This is a genomic window from Candidatus Glassbacteria bacterium, assembly GCA_019456185.1.
Taxonomy (GTDB): Bacteria; Gemmatimonadota; Glassbacteria; order GWA2-58-10; family GWA2-58-10; genus JAJRTS01.
On record VRUH01000011.1, the window covers coordinates 52,098 to 71,678 of the forward strand.

Annotated in this window: 16 protein-coding genes, 1 tRNA gene and 1 pseudogene (1 of these 18 cut by a window edge); 14 read left to right on the forward strand and 4 right to left on the reverse strand. The window is 59.1% G+C overall.

Annotated features, from left to right (window positions below; all coding sequences use genetic code 11):
• The 4 genes and pseudogenes from FVQ81_06170 to FVQ81_06185 all read left to right on the forward strand — a co-directional run.
• Window positions 1-8, forward strand: a pseudogene (locus FVQ81_06170) (hypothetical protein); it begins 379 nt to the left of the window's first position.
• Window positions 9-22: 14 nt separating this feature from the next.
• Window positions 23-475 carry a hypothetical protein gene (locus FVQ81_06175; GenBank protein ID MBW7996149.1) on the forward strand — a complete coding sequence of 151 codons (453 nt, stop codon included), beginning with the start codon at window positions 23-25 and terminating at the stop codon, window positions 473-475.
• Between the two features lie 234 nt (window positions 476-709).
• Window positions 710-2,413, forward strand: a complete 1,704-nt coding sequence (locus FVQ81_06180) for a glutamine--tRNA ligase/YqeY domain fusion protein (GenBank protein ID MBW7996150.1) — start codon at window positions 710-712, stop codon at window positions 2,411-2,413.
• Window positions 2,414-2,544: 131 nt separating this feature from the next.
• Window positions 2,545-2,835 carry a hypothetical protein gene (locus tag FVQ81_06185; GenBank protein ID MBW7996151.1) on the forward strand — a complete coding sequence of 97 codons (291 nt, stop codon included), beginning with the start codon at window positions 2,545-2,547 and terminating at the stop codon, window positions 2,833-2,835.
• Here the strand turns inward: FVQ81_06185 and FVQ81_06190 are convergent.
• Both FVQ81_06190 and FVQ81_06195 read right to left on the reverse strand, forming a co-directional pair.
• Window positions 2,832-4,733 (reverse strand): M61 family metallopeptidase, encoded by a 1,902-nt coding sequence (locus FVQ81_06190; protein MBW7996152.1) that lies wholly within the window; start codon window positions 4,731-4,733, stop codon window positions 2,832-2,834. The genes FVQ81_06185 and FVQ81_06190 overlap by 4 nt on opposite strands.
• A gap of 283 nt (window positions 4,734-5,016) precedes the next feature.
• Window positions 5,017-5,673: a hypothetical protein gene (locus FVQ81_06195; protein ID MBW7996153.1), complete on the reverse strand. Its 657-nt coding sequence runs from the start codon at window positions 5,671-5,673 to the stop codon at window positions 5,017-5,019.
• 365 nt (window positions 5,674-6,038) lie between these two features.
• Between FVQ81_06195 and FVQ81_06200 the strand changes: the two genes are divergently transcribed.
• From FVQ81_06200 to FVQ81_06215, 4 genes are all read left to right on the forward strand, one after another.
• Window positions 6,039-6,932, forward strand: a complete 894-nt coding sequence (locus FVQ81_06200; protein ID MBW7996154.1) for an HDOD domain-containing protein — start codon at window positions 6,039-6,041, stop codon at window positions 6,930-6,932.
• Window positions 6,933-6,943: 11 nt separating this feature from the next.
• Window positions 6,944-8,671, forward strand: coding sequence for a response regulator (locus FVQ81_06205; GenBank protein ID MBW7996155.1), 1,728 nt, complete (start codon window positions 6,944-6,946; stop codon window positions 8,669-8,671).
• Between the two features lie 69 nt (window positions 8,672-8,740).
• Entirely contained in the window at window positions 8,741-9,295 is a 555-nt protein-coding gene (locus tag FVQ81_06210) for a hypothetical protein (GenBank protein ID MBW7996156.1), read from the forward strand.
• Between the two features lie 143 nt (window positions 9,296-9,438).
• Entirely contained in the window at window positions 9,439-11,667 is a 2,229-nt protein-coding gene (locus FVQ81_06215; protein ID MBW7996157.1) for a carbohydrate binding family 9 domain-containing protein, read from the forward strand.
• A gap of 10 nt (window positions 11,668-11,677) precedes the next feature.
• On the opposite strand, the gene FVQ81_06220 is transcribed toward FVQ81_06215, so the two are convergent.
• Window positions 11,678-12,985, reverse strand: a complete 1,308-nt coding sequence (locus tag FVQ81_06220; protein MBW7996158.1) for an alpha-L-fucosidase — start codon at window positions 12,983-12,985, stop codon at window positions 11,678-11,680.
• A 196-nt stretch (window positions 12,986-13,181) separates the two neighbouring features.
• A tRNA-Met gene (locus tag FVQ81_06225) sits at window positions 13,182-13,258 on the reverse strand.
• A 121-nt stretch (window positions 13,259-13,379) separates the two neighbouring features.
• Here FVQ81_06225 and FVQ81_06230 point away from each other — a divergent pair.
• The 6 genes from FVQ81_06230 to FVQ81_06255 all read left to right on the forward strand — a co-directional run bounded on the left by FVQ81_06230 (window position 13,380) and on the right by FVQ81_06255 (window position 19,570).
• Window positions 13,380-14,033 carry a DUF1949 domain-containing protein gene (locus FVQ81_06230; GenBank protein MBW7996159.1) on the forward strand — a complete coding sequence of 218 codons (654 nt, stop codon included), beginning with the start codon at window positions 13,380-13,382 and terminating at the stop codon, window positions 14,031-14,033.
• A 41-nt stretch (window positions 14,034-14,074) separates the two neighbouring features.
• Window positions 14,075-16,441 (forward strand): endopeptidase La, encoded by a 2,367-nt coding sequence (lon, locus tag FVQ81_06235; protein ID MBW7996160.1) that lies wholly within the window; start codon window positions 14,075-14,077, stop codon window positions 16,439-16,441.
• Window positions 16,442-16,584: 143 nt separating this feature from the next.
• Window positions 16,585-16,965, forward strand: a complete 381-nt coding sequence (locus FVQ81_06240) for a hypothetical protein (protein ID MBW7996161.1) — start codon at window positions 16,585-16,587, stop codon at window positions 16,963-16,965.
• 199 nt (window positions 16,966-17,164) lie between these two features.
• Window positions 17,165-18,088, forward strand: a complete 924-nt coding sequence (mdh, locus tag FVQ81_06245) for a malate dehydrogenase (GenBank protein ID MBW7996162.1) — start codon at window positions 17,165-17,167, stop codon at window positions 18,086-18,088.
• Window positions 18,089-18,113: 25 nt separating this feature from the next.
• Window positions 18,114-18,959 (forward strand): fumarate hydratase, encoded by an 846-nt coding sequence (locus FVQ81_06250; protein ID MBW7996163.1) that lies wholly within the window; start codon window positions 18,114-18,116, stop codon window positions 18,957-18,959.
• A gap of 53 nt (window positions 18,960-19,012) precedes the next feature.
• Entirely contained in the window at window positions 19,013-19,570 is a 558-nt protein-coding gene (locus FVQ81_06255; GenBank protein ID MBW7996164.1) for a Fe-S-containing hydro-lyase, read from the forward strand.
• Window positions 19,571-19,581 lie beyond the last annotated feature (11 nt).

Consider the following 19,581-nt stretch of genomic DNA (forward strand, 5'->3'; position numbering starts at 1 on the left):
GCGGGTGACCGTGCGCGTGGTGATGTCCGGCGAAACGGGCGGTAACAACTTCGAATTGCTGCAGCGGGTCGAGCTGGCGACCGAGGGCGGTCTCGAAATCCAGACCCCGGCGCTGCGGATTCCCGGCGAAGCGGCTGTTTACTGGCGGGTGGGCGTAACCGGGGACTCGCTGGAAAGCGCTCTGGTTATCGGGCTGGGTGAGGCGCAGGAAAAAATCCGCAAGCAGGCGGCGCTCAGCGGCTCGTCGCCGGAGCGGTTCGACCCGCTGCTGGGACGCTGGTCGTGGGCGCAGGGGCTGGCGCACAACGCCGAGGGTTTCCTGCCTGCGGACTCGCAGTTCGAGAGCGTGAGGATCGAATATCGGCGTCAGCAATATCAACTGCTGTGGTGGGAGATGGATTCCCTGATAGTTTATTTCGTGCTCGTGCTGGTGTTTGCCCTGGCTTTCAAGCCGCTGTTCCGGGTGGCGCTCTGAACCTGATACAAATAGTTGCGAGCGGATTATATCGGCCCGGTGCAAATCGTCTGCGCCGGGTTTTCTCTGTTCGGGGAGCGAATCAGCTAGTGAGTATTACTTGTCCTTCTTGACCCGGGCCGGCCAAAGTTTTAAAGTTTTGCTTTACTGTTTTATTCTTTGTCCGGAAAACCTGGGCCTTGTGTCTCCAGGTATCAAAGTGCCCAAAGTTGGATTTGACGGGAATATTAATCAATGAGTGAAACAAAACCATCACCGGGCCCGGATTTCGTCCGGGCGATCGTGGCCAAAGACAATGAAACCGGCAAGTGGGACGGGCGGGTGGTTACCCGTTTCCCACCCGAACCCAACGGTTACCTGCATATCGGCCATGCCAAAAGTATCGCGCTCAATTTCGGGATCGCGCTGGAGAACGGCGGCACCTGCCATCTGCGCTTCGACGACACCAACCCGATCAAGGAAGAGCAGGAGTATCTCGAGTCGATCAAGCGCGATGTGAGCTGGCTGGGTTTCAGCTGGGGCGGGCACGAGTACTACGCCTCCGATTATTTCGGCCAGCTCTATCAGTGGGCCGTCCAGCTCGTGGAGGCGGGCAAGGCGTTTGTCTGCCAGCTCGACAACGAACAGATGCGCGAGTACCGGGGGACGCTCACCGAGCCCGGCAGGAACAGCCCCTGGCGCGACCGTCCCGCACAGGAAAACCTGGCGCTGCTGGAACGGATGAAAAACGGCGAGTTCGAGGAGGGCAGCCACACCCTGCGCGCCAGGATCGACATGGCGCACCCCAACCTCAACATGCGCGACCCGGTGATCTACCGAATCCTCAAAGCCGACCACCATCGCACCGGCGACAACTGGTGTATCTACCCGATGTACGATTTCGCTCACGGCCAGAGCGACTCGATCGAAAAAGTGACTCTCTCGATCTGCACACTGGAGTTCGAGGACCATCGCCCGCTCTACGACTGGTATCTCGACCAGCTCGGAATCTACCACCCCCGGCAGATCGAGTTCGCGCGGCTCAACCTGACCTATACGATCCTCAGCAAGCGGCGGCTGATCGAACTGGTGAAAGAGAAGTTTGTCGACGGCTGGGACGACCCCCGCATGCCGACTATCAGCGGGATGCGCCGCCGGGGCTACCCCCCCGAGGCGATCCGCGCCTTCTGCCACCGGATCGGAGTCAGCAAGACCGGGAGTACCGTGGATATCGCCCTGCTTGAGCACCACGTCCGCGAATACCTCAACGAGCACGCCCAGCGGCGCTTTGCCGTGCTCGATCCGCTGAAAGTAGTTATCGAGAATTACCCCGAGGGCAAGACCGACGAGCTGGAATGCATCAACAACCCCGAGGACCCCGCGGGCGGCACGCGGAAAGTGAAATTCTCCAGGGAAATTTATCTCGAGCGCGAGGATTTCATGGAAGACCCGCCGCGCAAGTTTTTCCGGCTGGCTCCGGGCCGCGAGGTGCGGCTGCGCTACGCCTATTTCATCACCTGCAACGAAGTGATCCGGGACCCGGACACGGGCGAAGTTGCGGAACTGCGCTGCTCCTACGACCCGGCAACCCGCGGCGGGGACGCTCCCGACGGACGCAGGGTGAAAAGTACGCTCCACTGGGTCAGCGCGGAGCACTCCCTGCCGGCCGAGGTCAGGCTCTACGACCGCCTGTTCGGCTGCAAGTACCCCGGCGAGGTTGGCGACGGCGAGGACTGGAAAAACAATTTCAACCATGATTCGCTGCAGGTGCTCACCGGCTGCCGCGTGGAGCAGTCGCTCGCCGAATTCGAGCCGGGGCGGACAGTCCAGTTCGAGCGCAAGGGATATTTCCACGTGGACGACTACTCGACAGCCGACCGCCTGGTTTTCAACCGGACTGTCGAGCTGCGCGACTCGTGGGCTAAAATAGCCAGGCAGCAGAATCCGCAGCATAAATAGCTCACCCCCGTGCCCGGCGGTTAGAATTCATCCGGGGCTTTTTACGGCATTCCTTTTGCTTCGCCAATCCCGCCGATATATTAACTTACCTGAGAGTGTTTCGCACAATCGTATTAACACCGGTTAAGCCGATGAATGCCGTAAAACTTGTTCTGCTGACGCTGATAAGCTGCGCCTGCGTTCTCTGCCCCGGCGTTCTCGGTGCCCAGACCGGCAGCGCCCGTCCCCGAATCGGTCTCGCTCTCTCTGGAGGGGGCGCCAAGGGTTTCTCGCATATCGGCGTGCTCAAGGTTCTGGAGGAGGCCGGCGCGGGTGTGACGCTCGGCTGGCACAGTCCGATCGGGCCGCTGGAGTATACTGTCAGTTACGGCAACAGGCGCAGTGAACTGTTGAACTACGTCAACGTGGGCTACCGATTTTAGTTCGCCCTGCTGATCGGGGCCAGGATCCGGCCCAGCAGGTCGTCGCTGCCGTCCATGCGCTGAAGGTCCGGGTAACGCGGGCCTTCGCAGTATTCCAGTTTCACTGTCTTGAAGAATCCGCTGTTTTCGACAAGCAGTTCGATCGGCCCGCCGGACTTGCGAGTCAGCTCCACGGCCCGGCGTAGCTGCCCGGCGGAGAATGTTCTCGAGTTCACGGCCTGGATCACCATCCCCGGGGCCAGTCCGGCCTCATCGGCCGCCGTGCCTGGGATCACGTCGGCGATTATCCCCTTGCCTCCGACTTCGATCCCCACCGACGCCGACAGGTCGGCCGCGCCGCTGATGCCCTCGCTCGTTTTCTGGTATTCGCTGCGTTTTTCACCGAGCACCAGCCGCCAGCCGCAGAGTTCCAGTCCGGCCAGCGGAGCGTGGGGCGCCCTGGAGCGAACCCGCCCCGTCAGGTGGGAGCGCCAGTCGTAGGGCTGCACCGTCTCCAGCGCCGCCACCAGGTCGTCGAAAGTGTACGGCGACACCTGTGGTCCGGATTCCTGTCCGCCGTAAAACAGCCGGCAGAAATCATCCAACGATTTCCGCCCCCCGCTCCGGGTGCGGATTATCCCGTCGACTTCCATCCAGATAAACACACCCTCGCGGTAAAAATCAACTCCGCGACGCCAGGCGGCCCAGTCGCTGCGCGCCCCGAACAGCAGTTGCGCGCTGACAGCGGTGTCCTCCAGCGGCCGCCACGATCTCCCCTTGCGGTTCTCGATCCACTGAGCGTAGGCCGCGATTACCTGCCGCGTCCAGTCCTCGCTCCACAAGCCGCTGCGCGCCGTGAGCACCATCGTCAGGTAATGGGTCAGGCCCTCGTAGACCCACAGCAAACCGGTCACCTTCTCCTGCTGGTAATCGGCGGTAGCCATCCCCGCGGGCCGGCGGTACTTGCCGTTCCAGGAATGGATCATCTCGTGAGCAAGCAGCGAACAGGCCAGCTTGTGCCGATCATCGTCGATCAGCATTTCCTCGCCCTCCCTGTTATCGCTCGACTGGTGGTGTTCCAGCCCGAAATGGGCGATATAGTCGCTCATGGTCAGCAGGAACCGGTAAGAATCGTAGTGCCTCGCACCGAAGAGGGCCAGCGCCTCAGTCACCAGCTTTTTGTAGTCTTCCACCTGCTGATCGCTGATCTCCAGACCGGCCTGCTGGTCGCAGAAAAGCTCGAGATAATGCGGTACGCCGCCCTCGGGAGTCAGATCGACCCGCCGATAGTGACGGCCGGCGACCAGCGGCGAATCGATCAGGCGCTGCAGTGAAACAGGGGCGAATTCCACCAGGCCGGGGAGTTGCGAGTGCACCGGCAGAGCCGCGGCCCAGTCCCAGTTTTCCGGCAGACGCAGCGTGACTTTGTATTCCAGATCAGCGGCCAGGGCGCCGGCCGGGTAAAGCAGCAACTGGTTCCAGTTGACCACGGCCAGCCTGGAGGTAGCCGAGGCCGAGGCGGTAAAACGCCCTGCGTTCGGCGGAGCCGAGAGGAAATCGAGTTCCACCCGGACAACGGTAACGCCGGAGGGGACTTCCGCGCGGACCGTGAACATGTCGGTCGGGTCGCGCCACCAGTCGAGCTGCTTGTCTCCCGCGCTGATCCTGATACCGGCCAGATCGGTAATCGGTCCTGTCGGGCCGTGCTCTCCCGGAATCCATTTAGGGTAGACAAGCGCCAGCTCTCCGGCCTTTGCCGGAAACGTGAGTTCGGCGTGGAACATCCTGCGGCCTGAGTCCGACAGATCGACCTCCATCCCGACTTCCGCTGCCGCGGGCCGGGCCGTGAATATCAGTGTCAGACAAAACAGCAGAATGGCTTTCACGTTCCGGTTCCACAGCATGTTATCTTCCTCCATCGGTTCTCGATGAAAATAAAAGTATTCGCAACAAAGGATAATGCCGGTGGACTCTCCGCAGCGCGACGGAGACCGGACAAGGCCAATAATAGAGCGCGGAGCGCGGCTTGTCAAAGGAGTCGGGGGGATCGCGGCGCAAGCAGGGTCGGAAAGTTTTCCGTCGTCCAGGATGGCCCGGTCAGGCCTCTATCCTTTCCGTGCCGGACGACCAGCCTGCAAAGAAAAAAGACCCGTCTTACGGCGGGTCTGTAACCTGGTCGCTCAACTGTCCGGACGGAACGGACTACTCTTCGAGGCAGCCGCCCGCCCTGATATCCAACAGCAGGCGGATAAGATCGGCTATCCCGAGCCGATCGTCACCGTTGTAGTCCAGGCATGGATCGTCGGCGCCATCGCGTACCCGCGCCACCCATTCGACCACATCGCCGATATCGGCACCACCGTCGCCGTTGAGGTCGCAGTCGCACGTATCGGCAGGTTCCGGCTGCTGCCCCGGGTTCGGGTACTGGATGTCCACCCAGTTGGCGTTGTGCACCAGAGTTACCGTGGTATCGCTCGTAACGCCAGCCAGTATGATACGCCACGCATGGTCTGCCGGAGGAGGATCGTAGAGCTTATTGTCGTTGAAATCCGCGAACGCATCGATGTTGTAGGTTACTCCGCTGGCGAGGATATTGCTGAACGTGGTGCTGAAATCGCCATCAACTATCCCCGCGAGTTCGTATTCCGCAACTTGCTGGCCGGTAGACGTATTGACAAGCCGCAGTTTGAAAAGCTGGTTTTCGTGGGTGGGCGTGAAACTGGTCATATTCACGGTGAGGTCGTATTGGGCGCTGGCCGGTAGCCAGGCCAAGGCTACTGAAATAACGGCCGCCGTGGTCATGCGCTGTATTTTCCCGCGAAGGCTCCCTTCCCCACTGAACGTACCCGACACTATCATTCGCAAATCTCCTTCTCTCTATTGGCATTGAATCCCGGTCTTGAGATATAACTTTTCAAGCTGGAATTCAATCAATTGTTATTTCCAGATAAGATTAGTTCCGACTGAAAAAAACCTTCCATCCCGTATGCAATTCAGCTATTTTCCATTAAATTATACAACCATACGTCTTTTAGTAAGTTACTGCGATATTGCGCAATACTTATCCGTATTTTCAAAAAATTCCCGGTCGTCCGCAATTGATCCAGTCGCGCTGCGATTGGACATCCGGCTGCCGATCATGTATAATTCTTACCCGGGAATTGCAGAAACGAGCCATCTAGCTGTGATGTGAACTCGATATTTTCTTGCCGGCAAGGGGAACGATGAGCGACGAGATCAGTAACGGTCAGGGCAGCGAGGAAGTTCTCGAACTGATTATCAATCTGGTGAACAAATCGGACATCTCTTCGATAAAGCAGATTGTATCCGAGATCCTCGAAGTTATCCGCGACGAGGATTCCAGCGCCAAGGACCTCAAGGACATTATCGAGCGGGACCCGCCCCTTTGCGCCAGGCTGCTCAGGCTGGCCAACTCCGCCCACTACGGGTATGCGAAAACCATCAGCGACATCCAGGAAGCGATTATCTGTATCGGTTTCGATGCGGTCCGTGAACTGGCCCTCAACCAGAAAGTCTGCGAGCTCTTCAAGCAGGAGGATGTCCGCTACTGCTATTCCCGCTGGGAACTCTGGAAACACAGCTCCGCCGTGGCCGTGACCAGTAAAATGATCTACCGTCGCGAATTCCGGAAAAGGGGCGATGACATCTACGTGGCCGGCCTGCTGCACGATATCGGCATAATAGTCGAGGACCAGTTTTTTCCCGAGTTGTTCAACAGCGCGCTGGAAACGTTCTGCCGGGGCGAACGCAATCTGGACGATATCGAAAGGGAAATTCTGAAAATCGACCACGCCATGATCGGGCGGACTATCGGGGAGGACTGGGAATTTCCCGACGATCTGATCCAGGCGATCGGGATGCACCACGACCCGTCCGCGTGTAAAAGAGATCAAAAACAGTTCGTATACACCGTTTACCTGGCCAACTATATCTGTCAGCGCGACAAGATCGGTTTTATCGAAGTCAACAAACGGGATGCCACCAGGTACCATAAATACCTGAGCGAACTGGGAATCAGCGAAAAGTCGTTGAACCTGGTGATGGAAGATGTCCGGGCCGAATTGAAAAAGCTCGACGAGCTGGATAAGTTCGATTAGGGGTTGAATGAATGGGTAAGCCTGCCGCACGGGATGAACAGGAAACGCTGCGGATCAAGCTCAAGCATCTGCAGAACGATTTCGAGCTGACGCGCGAGGAGTATGAATCCACCTCCCGCCGTTACCTGGATATCCTGGTCGAACTCAAGAACAAGAACGAGCAGCTGATAGATCTGCAGAAAAACCTCGAAAAGCTGGTGGCAAGCCGCACCGAACAGCTGGAGAAAACCCAGCAAGTCCTCCAGCAGAAAAGCGAGGAACTTCAGGTGATGATCGACTGCTCGCCGGCGATGATATTCTACAAGGACTCGAAAGGCAGATACGTTCGCGTCAATAAGGCTTTCGCGGAATTCACCGGAATGCCGATCAAAAAAATTATCGGCAAAACCAACGACCAGGTATTCAAAAGCGCCGACAGCGGGTTTGTCGCCGACGACAGTACCGTAATCAGCACAGGTGAAGCGGTAGTCGACCAGAGCGTGAATGTCAGTACCACGAGGGGAGAGCGGGACCTGCTGGTCACCAAACTGCCCTACCACGGCGACGAAGGAAAAACGGTGGGTATTGTCGGTTTCGCCCTCGACGTCACCGATCATCGCCAGCTCGAATACGAAAAGAGCAAGGTTATCAAACTTGAATCCCTTGGTGTACTGGCCGGCGGTATCGCCCACGATTTCAACAACATCCTGACAGCCATCCTGGGTAACATCTCTCTGAGCCAGACCATGGTGGAACACGAAGACGAGATTTTCCGCAGACTGAAAAACGCGGAAGACGCCTGCCTGAAGGCCAAGGACCTGACCCAGCAGCTGTTGACCTTTGCCCGCGGCGGCACGCCTGTCAAGAAAACGACCTCCCTGCGCGAGATGATCAAGGAAATCACCCGGTTCGCCCTCAGCGGAAGCAATGTTCGCTCCTGTTTTGAAATCGCCGATGACCTCAAGAACGTCGACGTGGACGAGGAGCAGATTACCCAGGTTATTAATAACCTCGTGCTGAATGCTGCCCAGTCGATGCCGGAGGGGGGCGTGATCAATGTTAACGCCGGCAATGTCAGTCTGAAAAAGAATAACGCCTTCTCACTGGCGCCCGGCGACTATATCAAGATTTCAATCGCCGACAGGGGCCACGGGGTCTCGCCGGAAGATTTGCCCCATATTTTCGACCCGTTTTTCACCACCCGCGAGTCCGCCAGCGGGATGGGCAGCGCCACGGCATGGTCAATCGTGAAACGCCACGGCGGCCACATCACAATCGAATCCGAACCGGACAACGGCTCGGTTTTCGAAATTTACCTGCCAACTTCCTCCGCCGGCCGGAGTGAAACAAAAGAAGCAGCCGGCGACAACAACTCGCCGGCCTTGAATATCCTGGTCATGGATGACGACGAGATGGTCTGCGATATCGCCGGACACATCCTGACCCACCTGGGACATTCGGCCGAGTTTGTGTACGAGGGCGAAGAAGCGGTCCGGTTGTTCGGCCAGGCCGAAAACAACGGCAAGCCGTTCGACCTGGTGATTCTGGACCTGACGATCCCCGGCGGCATGGGGGGCAAACAGACCGTGGTTAGATTGCGCGAAATCAACCCGGAAGTTAAAGCTCTGGTTTCCAGCGGATATTCCAACGATCCGGTTCTGACCAATCACAGCCGGTACGGATTCGACGGGGTCGTGACGAAACCGTTTAATGTAGATGGTTTGCGCAAAAGCATGGAAGCCGTGATTGCCCGCCGGTAGGTTTGCCGACTTATCCGTAAGATGTCTTACGGATTAGCCACACGTCACCGAAGTCCGAAGGGTAGACGGATGAAAATCGTCATACTGGTTCTGGTGATCGTTATTTTCCTGAGCATTGTAGCCTACCGCCTCTACCAGCAGAGGGCTCTGCTGAAAAAGAGCCAGGATTACGAGAACCTGCTGCGGGATGCGCGGGTGACCCGCTATCAATACACCCAGGCCCTGCAGACTACCCGCGAGATTCTCCAGGAAGTGGAACGGCTCGAGGAAAAGCCGAAATCACTCAAGGCGGAAATTTACAACTACCACCAGGAGATGCGGATTCAGATCGAGCATTTGCGCAAACAACGCGCGACCTCGACAAACAGTGAACTGGACAAGCGCACTATTGCCCAGATGGAAAACGACCTCGCCGAAAAATGGGCTCATACCGACGCCAGGAAAAAAGTCTGCCTCGAAGCTGAAAATACGTGCGCCGAGGCCAGGCAAAAACTCAATGCGCGGGAGGAGGAAGAGTTGCGGATAACCGAAAAATGGACCGAGCAGAAAAACGCTGTTATGACGACTTATCAACAGCTCAAGGAAGAAATCCTGGTTACCGATCCGATGAAGTATTTCAGCTAGAACAGCCTGTTAAGATTGCCCCGCCCGCCCATCTGCTTATCAACCTTGTCATCAGCGCCAACCGGTAATATCTTTTGTCGGCTTTTTGAACATTCGGACTCAATTTTCCCAAACAAAGCCTAAATTCAGTATCGCGGATCGGCATGAAGCGGCTTGATAAGATTCTATCTCCCCTCCTCTGCCTGCTGCCGGCTGTTCTTTCCCCGGCCGCCGGTCAAACCGGGTCTGACAGCCTGCCTGTCAGCGGAGCCGATATAATCATCCAGGTGTCGACAACTCAAAAGCCGGTCACGGTTGACGGCAGACTGGATGAACCGGCCTGGCGGGACGCCGTTCCCTACCTCGACTATTTCTTCCAGCAGGAACCGCTGGACAGGGCTCCCAGCAGCCAGAAAACCGAACTGAGAGTACTGCAGGACGGTGCCTATATCTATTTCGGGGCAATCTGCTATGAACAGGACCCCTCGCAGATTTTCGCCACGGTCAAGCGTCGTGACGGCAGCTTCCTTTCAGACGACGCTTTCGAGCTGCTGATCGACACGTTCCAGGACAAACGCAACAGTTTCGCGTTCGGCACCAACCCGTTCGGGGCCAAGATTGATGCGATCATCAGCGATGAAGGAAACCATATCAACAAAAGCTGGGACTGTATCTGGTACTGCAAGACCTCGGTTGACGAGCGCGGCTGGATAATCGAAATAGCCGTCCCGTTCAAATCGCTCAAATACAAGCACGGCGAGACAGTTGACTGGGGCCTCAATATCACGCGCGAGATCAAGCACAGCAAGGAAGTGACCTATCTGGCGCCGATCCCGCGGGGGCTGGGGCACAACGGCAAGTTCAAGGGCTCGCTGTTTGCAACATTGCGCGGTATCCGCCCGCCTGAGTCGGCCCTGAACCTCGAGGTCCAGCCATATCTGACTTCAGGGCGAAGCTGGCTTTACGAGACGGACCAGCGCGACAACGAACTCGGCAGCGGATTCGACATCCGCTACAAATTTACGCCCCAGCTCAATTTCGATTTCAGCTACCAGACCGATTTCGCCCAGGCCGAGGCCGATGAGGAGATCGCCAACCTGACCAGGTTCAACATCAACCTCAAGGAAAAACGGGAGTTCTTCCTCGAAAGCGCCGGGATCTTCAATTTCGGCGGGGGTCAAAGCGCGGGCGGCACGCTGGTGGGAGCTCGCCGGGGAGAGAGCTACAAGCTCTTCGAGTCGCGCACGATCGGGATCCACGACGGCCGCAAGGTGCCGATGTGGGGCGGAGCCAAACTGGCCGGCCGCGCCGGCAGGTATTCGCTGGGCGTGATGAACATGCAGAGCAAGCACGCTATCCTGGACGACACCACCACCGTGCCCTCGACCAACTTCACTGTCGCCCGGCTCAAGCGTGACTTCCTGACCAACAGTTACGTGGGGATGCTGCTGCTTAACAAACAGAGCAATCCCGACCTGTATTCGCGGACTGTGGGAGCGGATTATTTCCTGGCCTTCACTCCCGAGGTGATTTTCAACGGTTCGCTGGCGCGCTCATTCGTACCCGCTGGAGGCGGCAACCATTGGGCAGGCGAAACGCGGTTTATCGTCAACAAGGAGTGGATCGATTTCCAGGCGAGCTACACCCATCTCGACAGCCTGTTCGATCCGGAGATGGGTTTTATCCAGCGAGGCAACATCCGCAGCTACGACGCCATCCTGGCCCTGACCAAGTGGCTCAACAACGGCGTGCTCAGGAGCCTGTCGGCGGTCAAGGATATCGAGTACAAGACCGACCATCACAACACGCTGGTCCGCAGGGAAAACCGCTATAATTTCTACGCCACCCTGGCCAGCGAGGACAAGCTGTTTTTCTCGGTCCACAAGCTGCACGAATACCTGCCGTTCGATGACGAGATCCGCGAGATCCCGATCGCCGCCGGAGGCTACACCGGCTACCATAAACACGTCAGGTTCAACTCTTACAGGGGCAGGAAATTTTCCGGCTCACTCAGCTACCGCTGGGGAGCGCTGCTCGATGGCACTACCACCAGCTTAAGTGTCACCAACCAGACCAAGATCAGCAACAGCTTCAATATCGACCTGACCTACAAACGCGAGGAGCTGGACCTGAGCCAGGGCTCGGTAACCGCCAACGTGATCGGGGGGCGGTTCATCTACTCTTTCACCACCGAGTTGTTCGCCAAGTATTACGTGCAGTGGAACGACGCCGACCGTCACTTTTCCTCGAATCTGCTCGTGGACTATATCTTCCGTCCCCGCTGTCACTTCTATTTCGTGTTTAACGATAACCGGGACCGTAACCTGCTCACCCGTAACCACCTCCGCGACCGCCAGGTCCTGCTGAAACTGACCTACCTGTGGAACGTCTGAGCCGCCCTCCCTAGTTCAGTTCCAGCACCACTATCCGGTCATATGGGTCGCTGAGTTCAGCAGGCAGGCGGACCAGCGTGCCGATATCAGTCCTGGCGATATCCACCGCCGCGCCGTCGAGCGTCCGCGCCCGGGCTATCTCCAGCTCCGTTACCGGAAGAGCCACTACCCGCGCCGATTCATCGAGCACGTGAACGTAGACCTTCCGGCCATCCGCCGAAATTGTCGCGGCGCCCCAGCTCTGCGGCGGGCAGGGTCCCTTGCGCGTCCTGTAAATCGCCTCCCCGTTGCGCTCCAGCCACTCGCCCACCTCCAGCAGGCGCTGTCTGTGGTCCTCCTGGATCGTGCCATCGGGCCTGGGGCCGACATTCAGCAGCAGGTTCGCCCCGTAGCCGGCGGCGCGGGCCAGCGTGTGCACCAATTCCCGCACGCTCTTGGCTTTCTTGTCCCGCTGGTCGTAACCCCACGAGTTATTGATCGTCTGGCACATCTCCAGCGGCAGATCGCTGATCCCCGAACCCTTGTTATACGGGTCCTGGCCCGGCAGCCCTTTCTCGAACATCTGGAAATCCTCGCCGGGAAAGGGGGCCACGTGGTGGTTGCTGCCAACCAGGGCGGCCGGCTGCAGGCGATGGATCAGGCCGTAGGTGCGCTCCAGGCGCCAGTCGGCGTCCGGCTTTTCCCACATCCCGTCGAACCAGATCCCGCCGACAGGACCGTAATTGGTCAGCAGTTCGCTCAACTGGGAATCCATGTAGTCCAGGTAGCTGTTCCAGTCCCCCGACTCCGGACGGCCGTGGGCGTAGCTTCCGCCCCGAGGCCAGTAGTCGGGGTGGTGCCAGTCGAGCTGGCTGTGGTAGAAAAACAGCTTGAGGCCGTGCCGCCGGCACGCCCCGGCCAGCATCTCCAGGATATCGCGGCCATAGGGTGCGGCGTCGACCACGTCGTACTCCGAGTGGCGGCTGCCGAACATCGCGAACCCGTCGTGGTGCTTGCTGGTGATCGTGATATAGCGCATCCCGGCCTTTTTCACCAGTTCGCACCACGAGTCCGGGTCGAAATTGACCGGGTTGAACCGGACCGGCAGTTTCTCGTACTCCTCGATCGGAATGTCTTCGTTGTGCATCACCCATTCGCCGCGGCCCAGCACGCTGTACACTCCCCAGTGGACGAACATCCCGTAGCCGGCATCGCGGAACCATTCGCGCGCCTCTATGTTTTCGGCGGAGGGAACATAGCCGGTTTCGGCCGTTACCGGCGTGAATGCGGGTGCAGTGAGCAGAACCAGCAGTAAAGATAAAGGCGTAAGTCTGCGCATGGTCTGAATCCTTGCTGAATTAGAAGATATATCCGGGGTTTTATCAATTTCTCGCGGTCAGGTCGTAAAAGCAATTTTTTTCCATCAGTGACATCCGGGATTTACCCTGCCCGTCATCGAGCGCAACATTTGATATTCGGGTCAACGCAAAAAGGCCGCGTACTGTTGACATTCAACAATATGCGGCCCTCTTATCTGGTAGCGGAGGAGGGATTCGAACCCCCGACACGCGGATTATGATTCCGCTGCTCTAACCAACTGAGCTACTCCGCCTCATTTGCTCCGCAAGGGGATGAGAAAGATAGTTTTGCTCCTGAGGTATGTCAACTATATTTTGTTGACACCGAGTTTCCAGACCCGCTGTTTCGCTTAATCTGAGCAAGGTTACGTCCCGTTGATCGAGATCCCCGCCGAAGACCGGATTGTCGCTCCGGCCGCTGCCGGCCACTGCGAAACCAAAGTAAAAGGCAGCCGGTTTATCGCCATCTGCGCCGCTGCGGCCGACAGGGGCGCCGCGGAAAATTTCGTAGCCGGTGAACGCAGGCGCTACCACGGCGCCACCCATCACTGCTGGGCCTGGCGCGAGCTTGCACCCGGCGAGGCGGCGTTTGCCTGGGACGATGACGGGGAACCCTCGGGCACGGCCGGCCAGCCGATCCTGAACGCGGTGGACAGCGCCAAGCTCCGCGGAGCCGTCGTGGTGGTTACCCGCTATTTCGGTGGTACTAAACTCGGTACCGGCGGACTGGCCCGGGCCTACGGCGAGGCGGCGGCCGGTGCGGTAGAAAATTCCGGCCTGCGGCAAGGAATGCATGCCGAAATGTTCCTGATTACAGTCGATTACGCACAGTTGAGGGCCGTAAACCGCCTGTTGGAGAGTTTTCCCGTGATGGTGACCGGGCGCGAGTTCACGGACAATGTCGGCCTGAATATTGCAGTTTCATCGAGCCGGGCCGGGCGTTTCGCCGAATCGGTGGCTGAAATCACCGCCGGGCGCGCCGGGATCGAGCGCCTGGGATACCGCACGGTATTCGCGGTCGATAAATGAGCAGTTTTCAACATGGAATCTTTCGCCAGGGACGGTGATTGATGAAGCCAAGCACAGAGATAAAGCAGACCGCAAACACCAAAGATAACCTGCCCGATTCTCTCCCCCTTCTCCCGCTGACCGACCGGGTTGTCTTCCCCAATGTCGTGGTGCCAGTGATGGTGCCTGAGGGGTCGTTCGCCCAGCTTGTCGAAAACAATATCTCGGACAGGCAGCTTGTCGCCCTGGGCTTCCCGGGTAACAATGCCGGCCGCGCCGACGGCGACCGGCCGGAAAACCCGTTCCTGCCGGTTGGCACGCTGGGCCGCGTGCTGAAGATGATGCGGATGCAGGACGACTCGATCCGGCTGCTGATCCAGGGGGTGCGGCGCATAAGGCTGAAAGATATCCGCTCCGAGGGCGTAATCTATTACTGCTCTCCCACCGAAATCAGGTTCAGCCCGGAGCCGCAGGTGCAGCTGGCGGCCCTGCGCAAGGCCCTGTTGCTGCTGTTTTACGAGATGATCGATCTGAACCCCAACCTCAGCGAGGACCTTCGCGAGGCCAGCGACATTATCGCCCTGGCCGGAGACCTCGCCGATTTCGTCTCGGCCAATATCGAATTGCCCCTGCAGGAAAAACGCCAGGTATTTCTCACGCTCAACCCCCGCGACCGGGCCCAGATGGTTATCGACCTGCTGGTGCGCGAACGCAACCTGATCGAACTCAGCCGTCAGATTCAGACCAAGGTCAAGAGCCAGCTGGACAAGGAACAGCGTGAATATTACCTCCGCGAGCAGTTGCGCGTGATCCGCCTCGAGCTCGGCGAGGACGATCCGCACAAGCGCGAACTCGACCAGTTGAGCGAGGAGATCGAGGGCGCGGAGATGAGCGAGGAAGCACTGGAGATGGCCCGCCGCGAACTCGACCGGCTGAGGAGAATCCCGCCCTCGGCCTCCGAATACCACGTCTCGCGCACCTGGCTCGACTGGCTGATCAATCTCCCCTGGCAGACATTCGGCCGGGAGCGGATCGATATCAACGAGGCCCGCCGGATCCTTGACGAGGACCATTACAGCCTGAACGAGGTCAAGGAGCGGATTATCGAGTTCCTGGCCGTGCGCCAGCTCAAACCAGACAGCAAGGGTCCGATTATCTGTTTCACCGGACCTCCGGGTGTGGGCAAGACCTCGCTTGGCAAGTCGGTGGCCCGCGCGCTGGGCCGCAAGTTCTGCCGGATCGCCCTGGGCGGCATCCGCGACGAGGCCGAGATCAGGGGTCACCGCCGGACCTATATCGGCTCGATGCCCGGCTGGCTGATCCAGGTGATCCGCAGGGCCGGGGTCAACAACCCGGTGGTGATGCTGGACGAAATCGACAAGCTGGGCACCGACCGCGGCGACCCGGCCAGCGCGCTCCTGGAGGTGCTCGATCCGGCCCAGAACAGCCAGTTCAGCGACCACTATCTCGAGGTCAATTTCGACCTCTCGAATGTCTTCTTTATCGCCACGGCCAACCTCCAGCACCAGATTCCCCACGCCCTGCGCGACCGCCTGGAAATAATCGAGATCAGCGGCTACACGCCCGCCGAAAAATGGCGGATCGCCGAGCGGCACCTGATCCCCCGTCAGCTCGAAGAAAACGGACTTGCCGGCGAGAACATGCTCAAGCTGCCCGAAAAAACGGTCCTGAAAGTTATCGGCAGCTACACCCGCGAATCCGGAGTCAGGGAGCTGGAACGCTGTCTGGCCACTCTCTGCCGTAAAACCGCACTGACTCTGCTGGAGGGCGGCTTCCACTCCAAAATCCTGCCCCAGGAGCTGAACTCGTTTCTGGGAGTGCCCAAGTTCCTGCCCGAGACAGCGGGACGAAGCCCGGAAGTGGGAACGGCCACTGCGCTTGCCTGGACCGCCTACGGCGGCGAGATCCTGTTTGTCGAGGCGCTGAAAATGGATGGCGGGAAAAATTTCGACCTCACCGGCCAGCTGGGCGAGGTGATGCGGGAGTCGGCGTTGGCCGCGTTCAGCTATCTTCGCGCCAACCAGCACAGCATGGGGATCGACCCGGAGACGTTCGCCGCCTGCGACGTCCATCTTCACGTACCCAGCGGGGCCACTCCCAAGGACGGACCCTCGGCCGGCGTGGCCATTCTCGCCTCCCTGGCCAGCCTGCTGGGCGGCGTGCCGGTCCGCCACGACGTGGCGATGACCGGCGAGATAACCCTGCGCGGCAAGGTGCTGCCCGTGGGCGGAGTGAAGGAGAAAGTCCTCGCCGCCCATCGCGCCGGAATCAAGAAAGTAATCCTGCCCGCGGACAACGAAAAAGACCTGTCCGATCTGCCTGTGGAGGTCAGCCGGGAGCTGACATTCAGCCTCGTGGACGATGTCCGTCAGGCACTGGAGATAGCTCTGGAACGCGATGAGGAGTAACAAGCAAGGGTATCCGGACCCCTGCCGCCAACCCACTCCATTGACAAGCCGACCGTTTGCGACTAATATTGGAATCGGGTGCAGGAAACTCGATCCGGCCCGGTTCGAACCATGACGAGTCAACTTGGCGGGCTTGCGAAAAGATGTGGGATTTCCCCGAAAAATACGACTTCCTCGACGAGTTGGTCGACAAGGATACGCAGTACAGCAAGGAAGCCTACGTTTTCGTGCTGGACAGCCTGCGTAACCTGATCGAGGCCCTGGAAGAGGTGCGGCATGTTTCGGGCCGGGAACTGAGCGACGGCTGCCGCAGGCGCGCCCTGGAACTCTACGGCCCGCTGGCCCGCACCGTGCTCGAACACTGGGGAATCTACCGGACCGATGATATCGGCGAGATCGTGTTCAACCTGATCGAGGCCAAACAGCTCACCAAGACCGAGGAAGACAGCAAGCAGGATTTCAAGAACGTGTTCGATTTCACCGAGGCGTTCGAGAAGAACTACCCCTGGGGCAAAGTCACCTGAGCCGCAAGCCGCTCCTTCCCGCTGTGTTGCCAATTATCGCGAAACAACTGTTGCTTTTCCAGTCCGATCCGTATCTCCATAATTCTGGTAATTCCTCGTCCGCTAAGTCTTGCATCTCGACTCGCTATCCGGTAATATTCAAACTCGATGGACGTCAATCCGCAAGAGTCATTTCCAAGTATGCATGGAGGATTTCGAGATGAAAATCACAGTAATCGGCGCCGGCAATGTCGGGGCCACAACCGCCGCGAAGCTGGTGGAAAAAGGTATCGGTAACGAGGTCGTTCTGCTGGATATCATCGAAGGCATACCCCAGGGCAAGGCCCTGGACCTGTGGGAAAGCGCCCCGATCGAGGGGTTCGACACCCGCTGCACGGGAACCAATGACTACCAGGACACCGCCCGCAGCGATATCTACGTGGTCACCGCCGGCCTGCCCCGCAAGCCGGGAATGAGCCGCGACGACCTGCTGGACGTCAATTTCAAGATCGTCAAGAGCGTGGCTGAGAATATCCGCCAGGTCAGCCCCGAGGCCACGGTGATCGTGGTCTCCAACCCGCTGGACGTGATGACTTTCGCGATGAAGCAGGTTACCGGGTTCCCGGCCGAGCGCGTGTTCGGGATGGCCGGGGTGCTGGACACCGCCCGTTTCCGCTCCTTCATCGCCCTGGAACTGAACGTCTCGGTCCGCGATATCAGCGCGATGGTGCTGGGCGGCCACGGCGACTCGATGGTGCCCCTGCCCCGCTACACCACGGTCAGCGGAATCGTGCTCACCGAACTGCTGAGCCAGGATACTATCGACCGGCTGATCGACCGGACCAAGAACGGCGGGGCCGAGATCGTTCAGTATCTCAAGACCGGCAGCGCCTACTACGCCCCCGCCGGAGCGGCGGTGGAGATGGTGGATTCGGTGGTTTACGATAAGAAACGCCTGCTGCCATGCGCCTGCTATCTCACCGGCCAGTACGGGCTCGATGACGTTTACGTGGGTGTGCCGGCCAAGCTCGGAGCCAAGGGTGTGGAAGAGATTGTTGAGCTGGAGCTGAGCGCCGGGGAGCAGGAACTGCTGCACAAGTCAGCCGCAGATGTTAAGGAGAATATCGCTAAATTGGCCTTCTAAGCCACCCCAACCCGGAGTTTTCAGGTTGAAAATTATCGATCTGGGACAGGTTTCCGAGCAGGTCAGCCAGCTCTGCCGGCAGGCCAACTGGGACCTGGGCGATGACGTCCTGGATGCGCTCAGGCACGCGCTGGAGAAAGAGGAGTCTCCCACCGGCCGCAGGATTCTTGAGCAGATCCTGGATAACGCGGATATCGCCCGCGGCAAGCAGGCCCCGCTGTGCCAGGATACCGGTTTCGCCGTGTTCTTTGTGGAACTGGGCCGGGATGTGGCATTCGAGAGCGAGGGCACGCTGCAGGAGGCGATCGACCGGGGAGTTGCCGACGGGTACCAGAGCGGGTTCCTGCGCAAGTCGATTGTCCGCGACCCGCTGAACAGGATCAACACCGGTGACAATACGCCTGCGGTGGTGCATATCACCCAGGTCCCGGGCAGCGAGCTGAAAATCACGTTCACGGCCAAGGGCGGCGGCAGCGAGAACATGAGCCGCCAGGCGATGCTCAAGCCGGCCGACGGCGTGCAGGGAGTAAAGGATTTCGTGGTCGACGCAGTGCGCCGGGCAGGAGCTAACCCCTGCCCGCCCGTGATCGTGGGCGTGGGTATCGGCGGAACGTTCGAGAAAAGCGCCTGGCTGGCCAAAAAGGCCCTGTTGCGTAAACTCGGTTCCCGTCACCCCGACAAATACTACGCGGAGCTGGAAGAGGAACTGCTGGAGCTGGTGAACCGCACCGGTGTCGGCCCGCAGGGCCTGGGGGGCACCACCACGGCGCTGGACGTGCTGGTGGAGGTATATCCCTGCCATATCGCCAGCCTGCCGGTTGCGCTGAACATGCAGTGCCACAGCGCCCGTCACATGAGCGTTACCTTGTAAACATCCACTGTTGCCGGCGCGCTCGCACCGTGCGCCGGCCAGGAGCATGCACGATGAGCGAGGCTGTCTCTCTCACTCCCCCGCTGAGCGACAATGATGTCGAGGGGTTGAAAATCGGCGACCAGGTCAGTTTCAACGGTGTGATCTATACCGCCCGCGACGCGGCTCACAAACGGCTGGTGGAACTGATCGACAAGGGCAAAAAGCTGCCATTCGACGTTGCCGGCGCGGTGATCTATTACGTTGGCCCAACCCCGGCCAGGCCGGGAGAGGTGATCGGGTCGGCGGGTCCGACCACCAGCTACCGGATGGACCCCTATGCCCCCAGGCTGATCGAGCTGGGCCTGAAAGGGATGATCGGCAAGGGTAACCGCGGCGGCAACGTGCTGGATGCCATGCAGAAGCACAAGGCGGCGTATTTCACCGCCACCGGCGGCGCTGCCGCCCTGATCGCCAGGTGGATAACAGCTTGTGAGGTAATCGCATACGAGGACCTTGGCGCCGAGGCTATCCATCGGCTGGAGGTAAAAGACTTCCAGGTGGTCGTGGCCAACGACTGCCATGGCGGCGACCTGTTCGGCGAGGGTATCGAAAAATACCGTAAAGACTGACTTGATTGTCA

Excerpts from the sequence above, each read along its gene's own strand:
- FVQ81_06240 (MBW7996161.1), top strand. The coding sequence starts at position 16,585 with ATGTGGGATTTCCCCGAAAAATACGACTTCCTCGACGAGTTGGTCGAC.
- FVQ81_06185 (MBW7996151.1), top strand. The coding sequence starts at position 2,545 with ATGAATGCCGTAAAACTTGTTCTGCTGACGCTGATAAGCTGCGCCTGC.
- FVQ81_06190 (MBW7996152.1), bottom strand. The coding sequence starts at position 4,733 with ATGGAGGAAGATAACATGCTGTGGAACCGGAACGTGAAAGCCATTCTG.
- FVQ81_06180 (MBW7996150.1), top strand. The coding sequence starts at position 710 with ATGAGTGAAACAAAACCATCACCGGGCCCGGATTTCGTCCGGGCGATC.
- FVQ81_06210 (MBW7996156.1), top strand. The coding sequence starts at position 8,741 with ATGAAAATCGTCATACTGGTTCTGGTGATCGTTATTTTCCTGAGCATT.
- FVQ81_06255 (MBW7996164.1), top strand. The coding sequence starts at position 19,013 with ATGAGCGAGGCTGTCTCTCTCACTCCCCCGCTGAGCGACAATGATGTC.
- FVQ81_06215 (MBW7996157.1), top strand. The coding sequence starts at position 9,439 with ATGAAGCGGCTTGATAAGATTCTATCTCCCCTCCTCTGCCTGCTGCCG.
- FVQ81_06220 (MBW7996158.1), bottom strand. The coding sequence starts at position 12,985 with ATGCGCAGACTTACGCCTTTATCTTTACTGCTGGTTCTGCTCACTGCA.
- mdh (MBW7996162.1), top strand. The coding sequence starts at position 17,165 with ATGAAAATCACAGTAATCGGCGCCGGCAATGTCGGGGCCACAACCGCC.
- FVQ81_06175 (MBW7996149.1), top strand. The coding sequence starts at position 23 with ATGTCCGGCGAAACGGGCGGTAACAACTTCGAATTGCTGCAGCGGGTC.
- lon (MBW7996160.1), top strand. The coding sequence starts at position 14,075 with ATGAAGCCAAGCACAGAGATAAAGCAGACCGCAAACACCAAAGATAAC.
- FVQ81_06205 (MBW7996155.1), top strand. The coding sequence starts at position 6,944 with ATGGGTAAGCCTGCCGCACGGGATGAACAGGAAACGCTGCGGATCAAG.
- FVQ81_06195 (MBW7996153.1), bottom strand. The coding sequence starts at position 5,673 with ATGATAGTGTCGGGTACGTTCAGTGGGGAAGGGAGCCTTCGCGGGAAA.
- FVQ81_06200 (MBW7996154.1), top strand. The coding sequence starts at position 6,039 with ATGAGCGACGAGATCAGTAACGGTCAGGGCAGCGAGGAAGTTCTCGAA.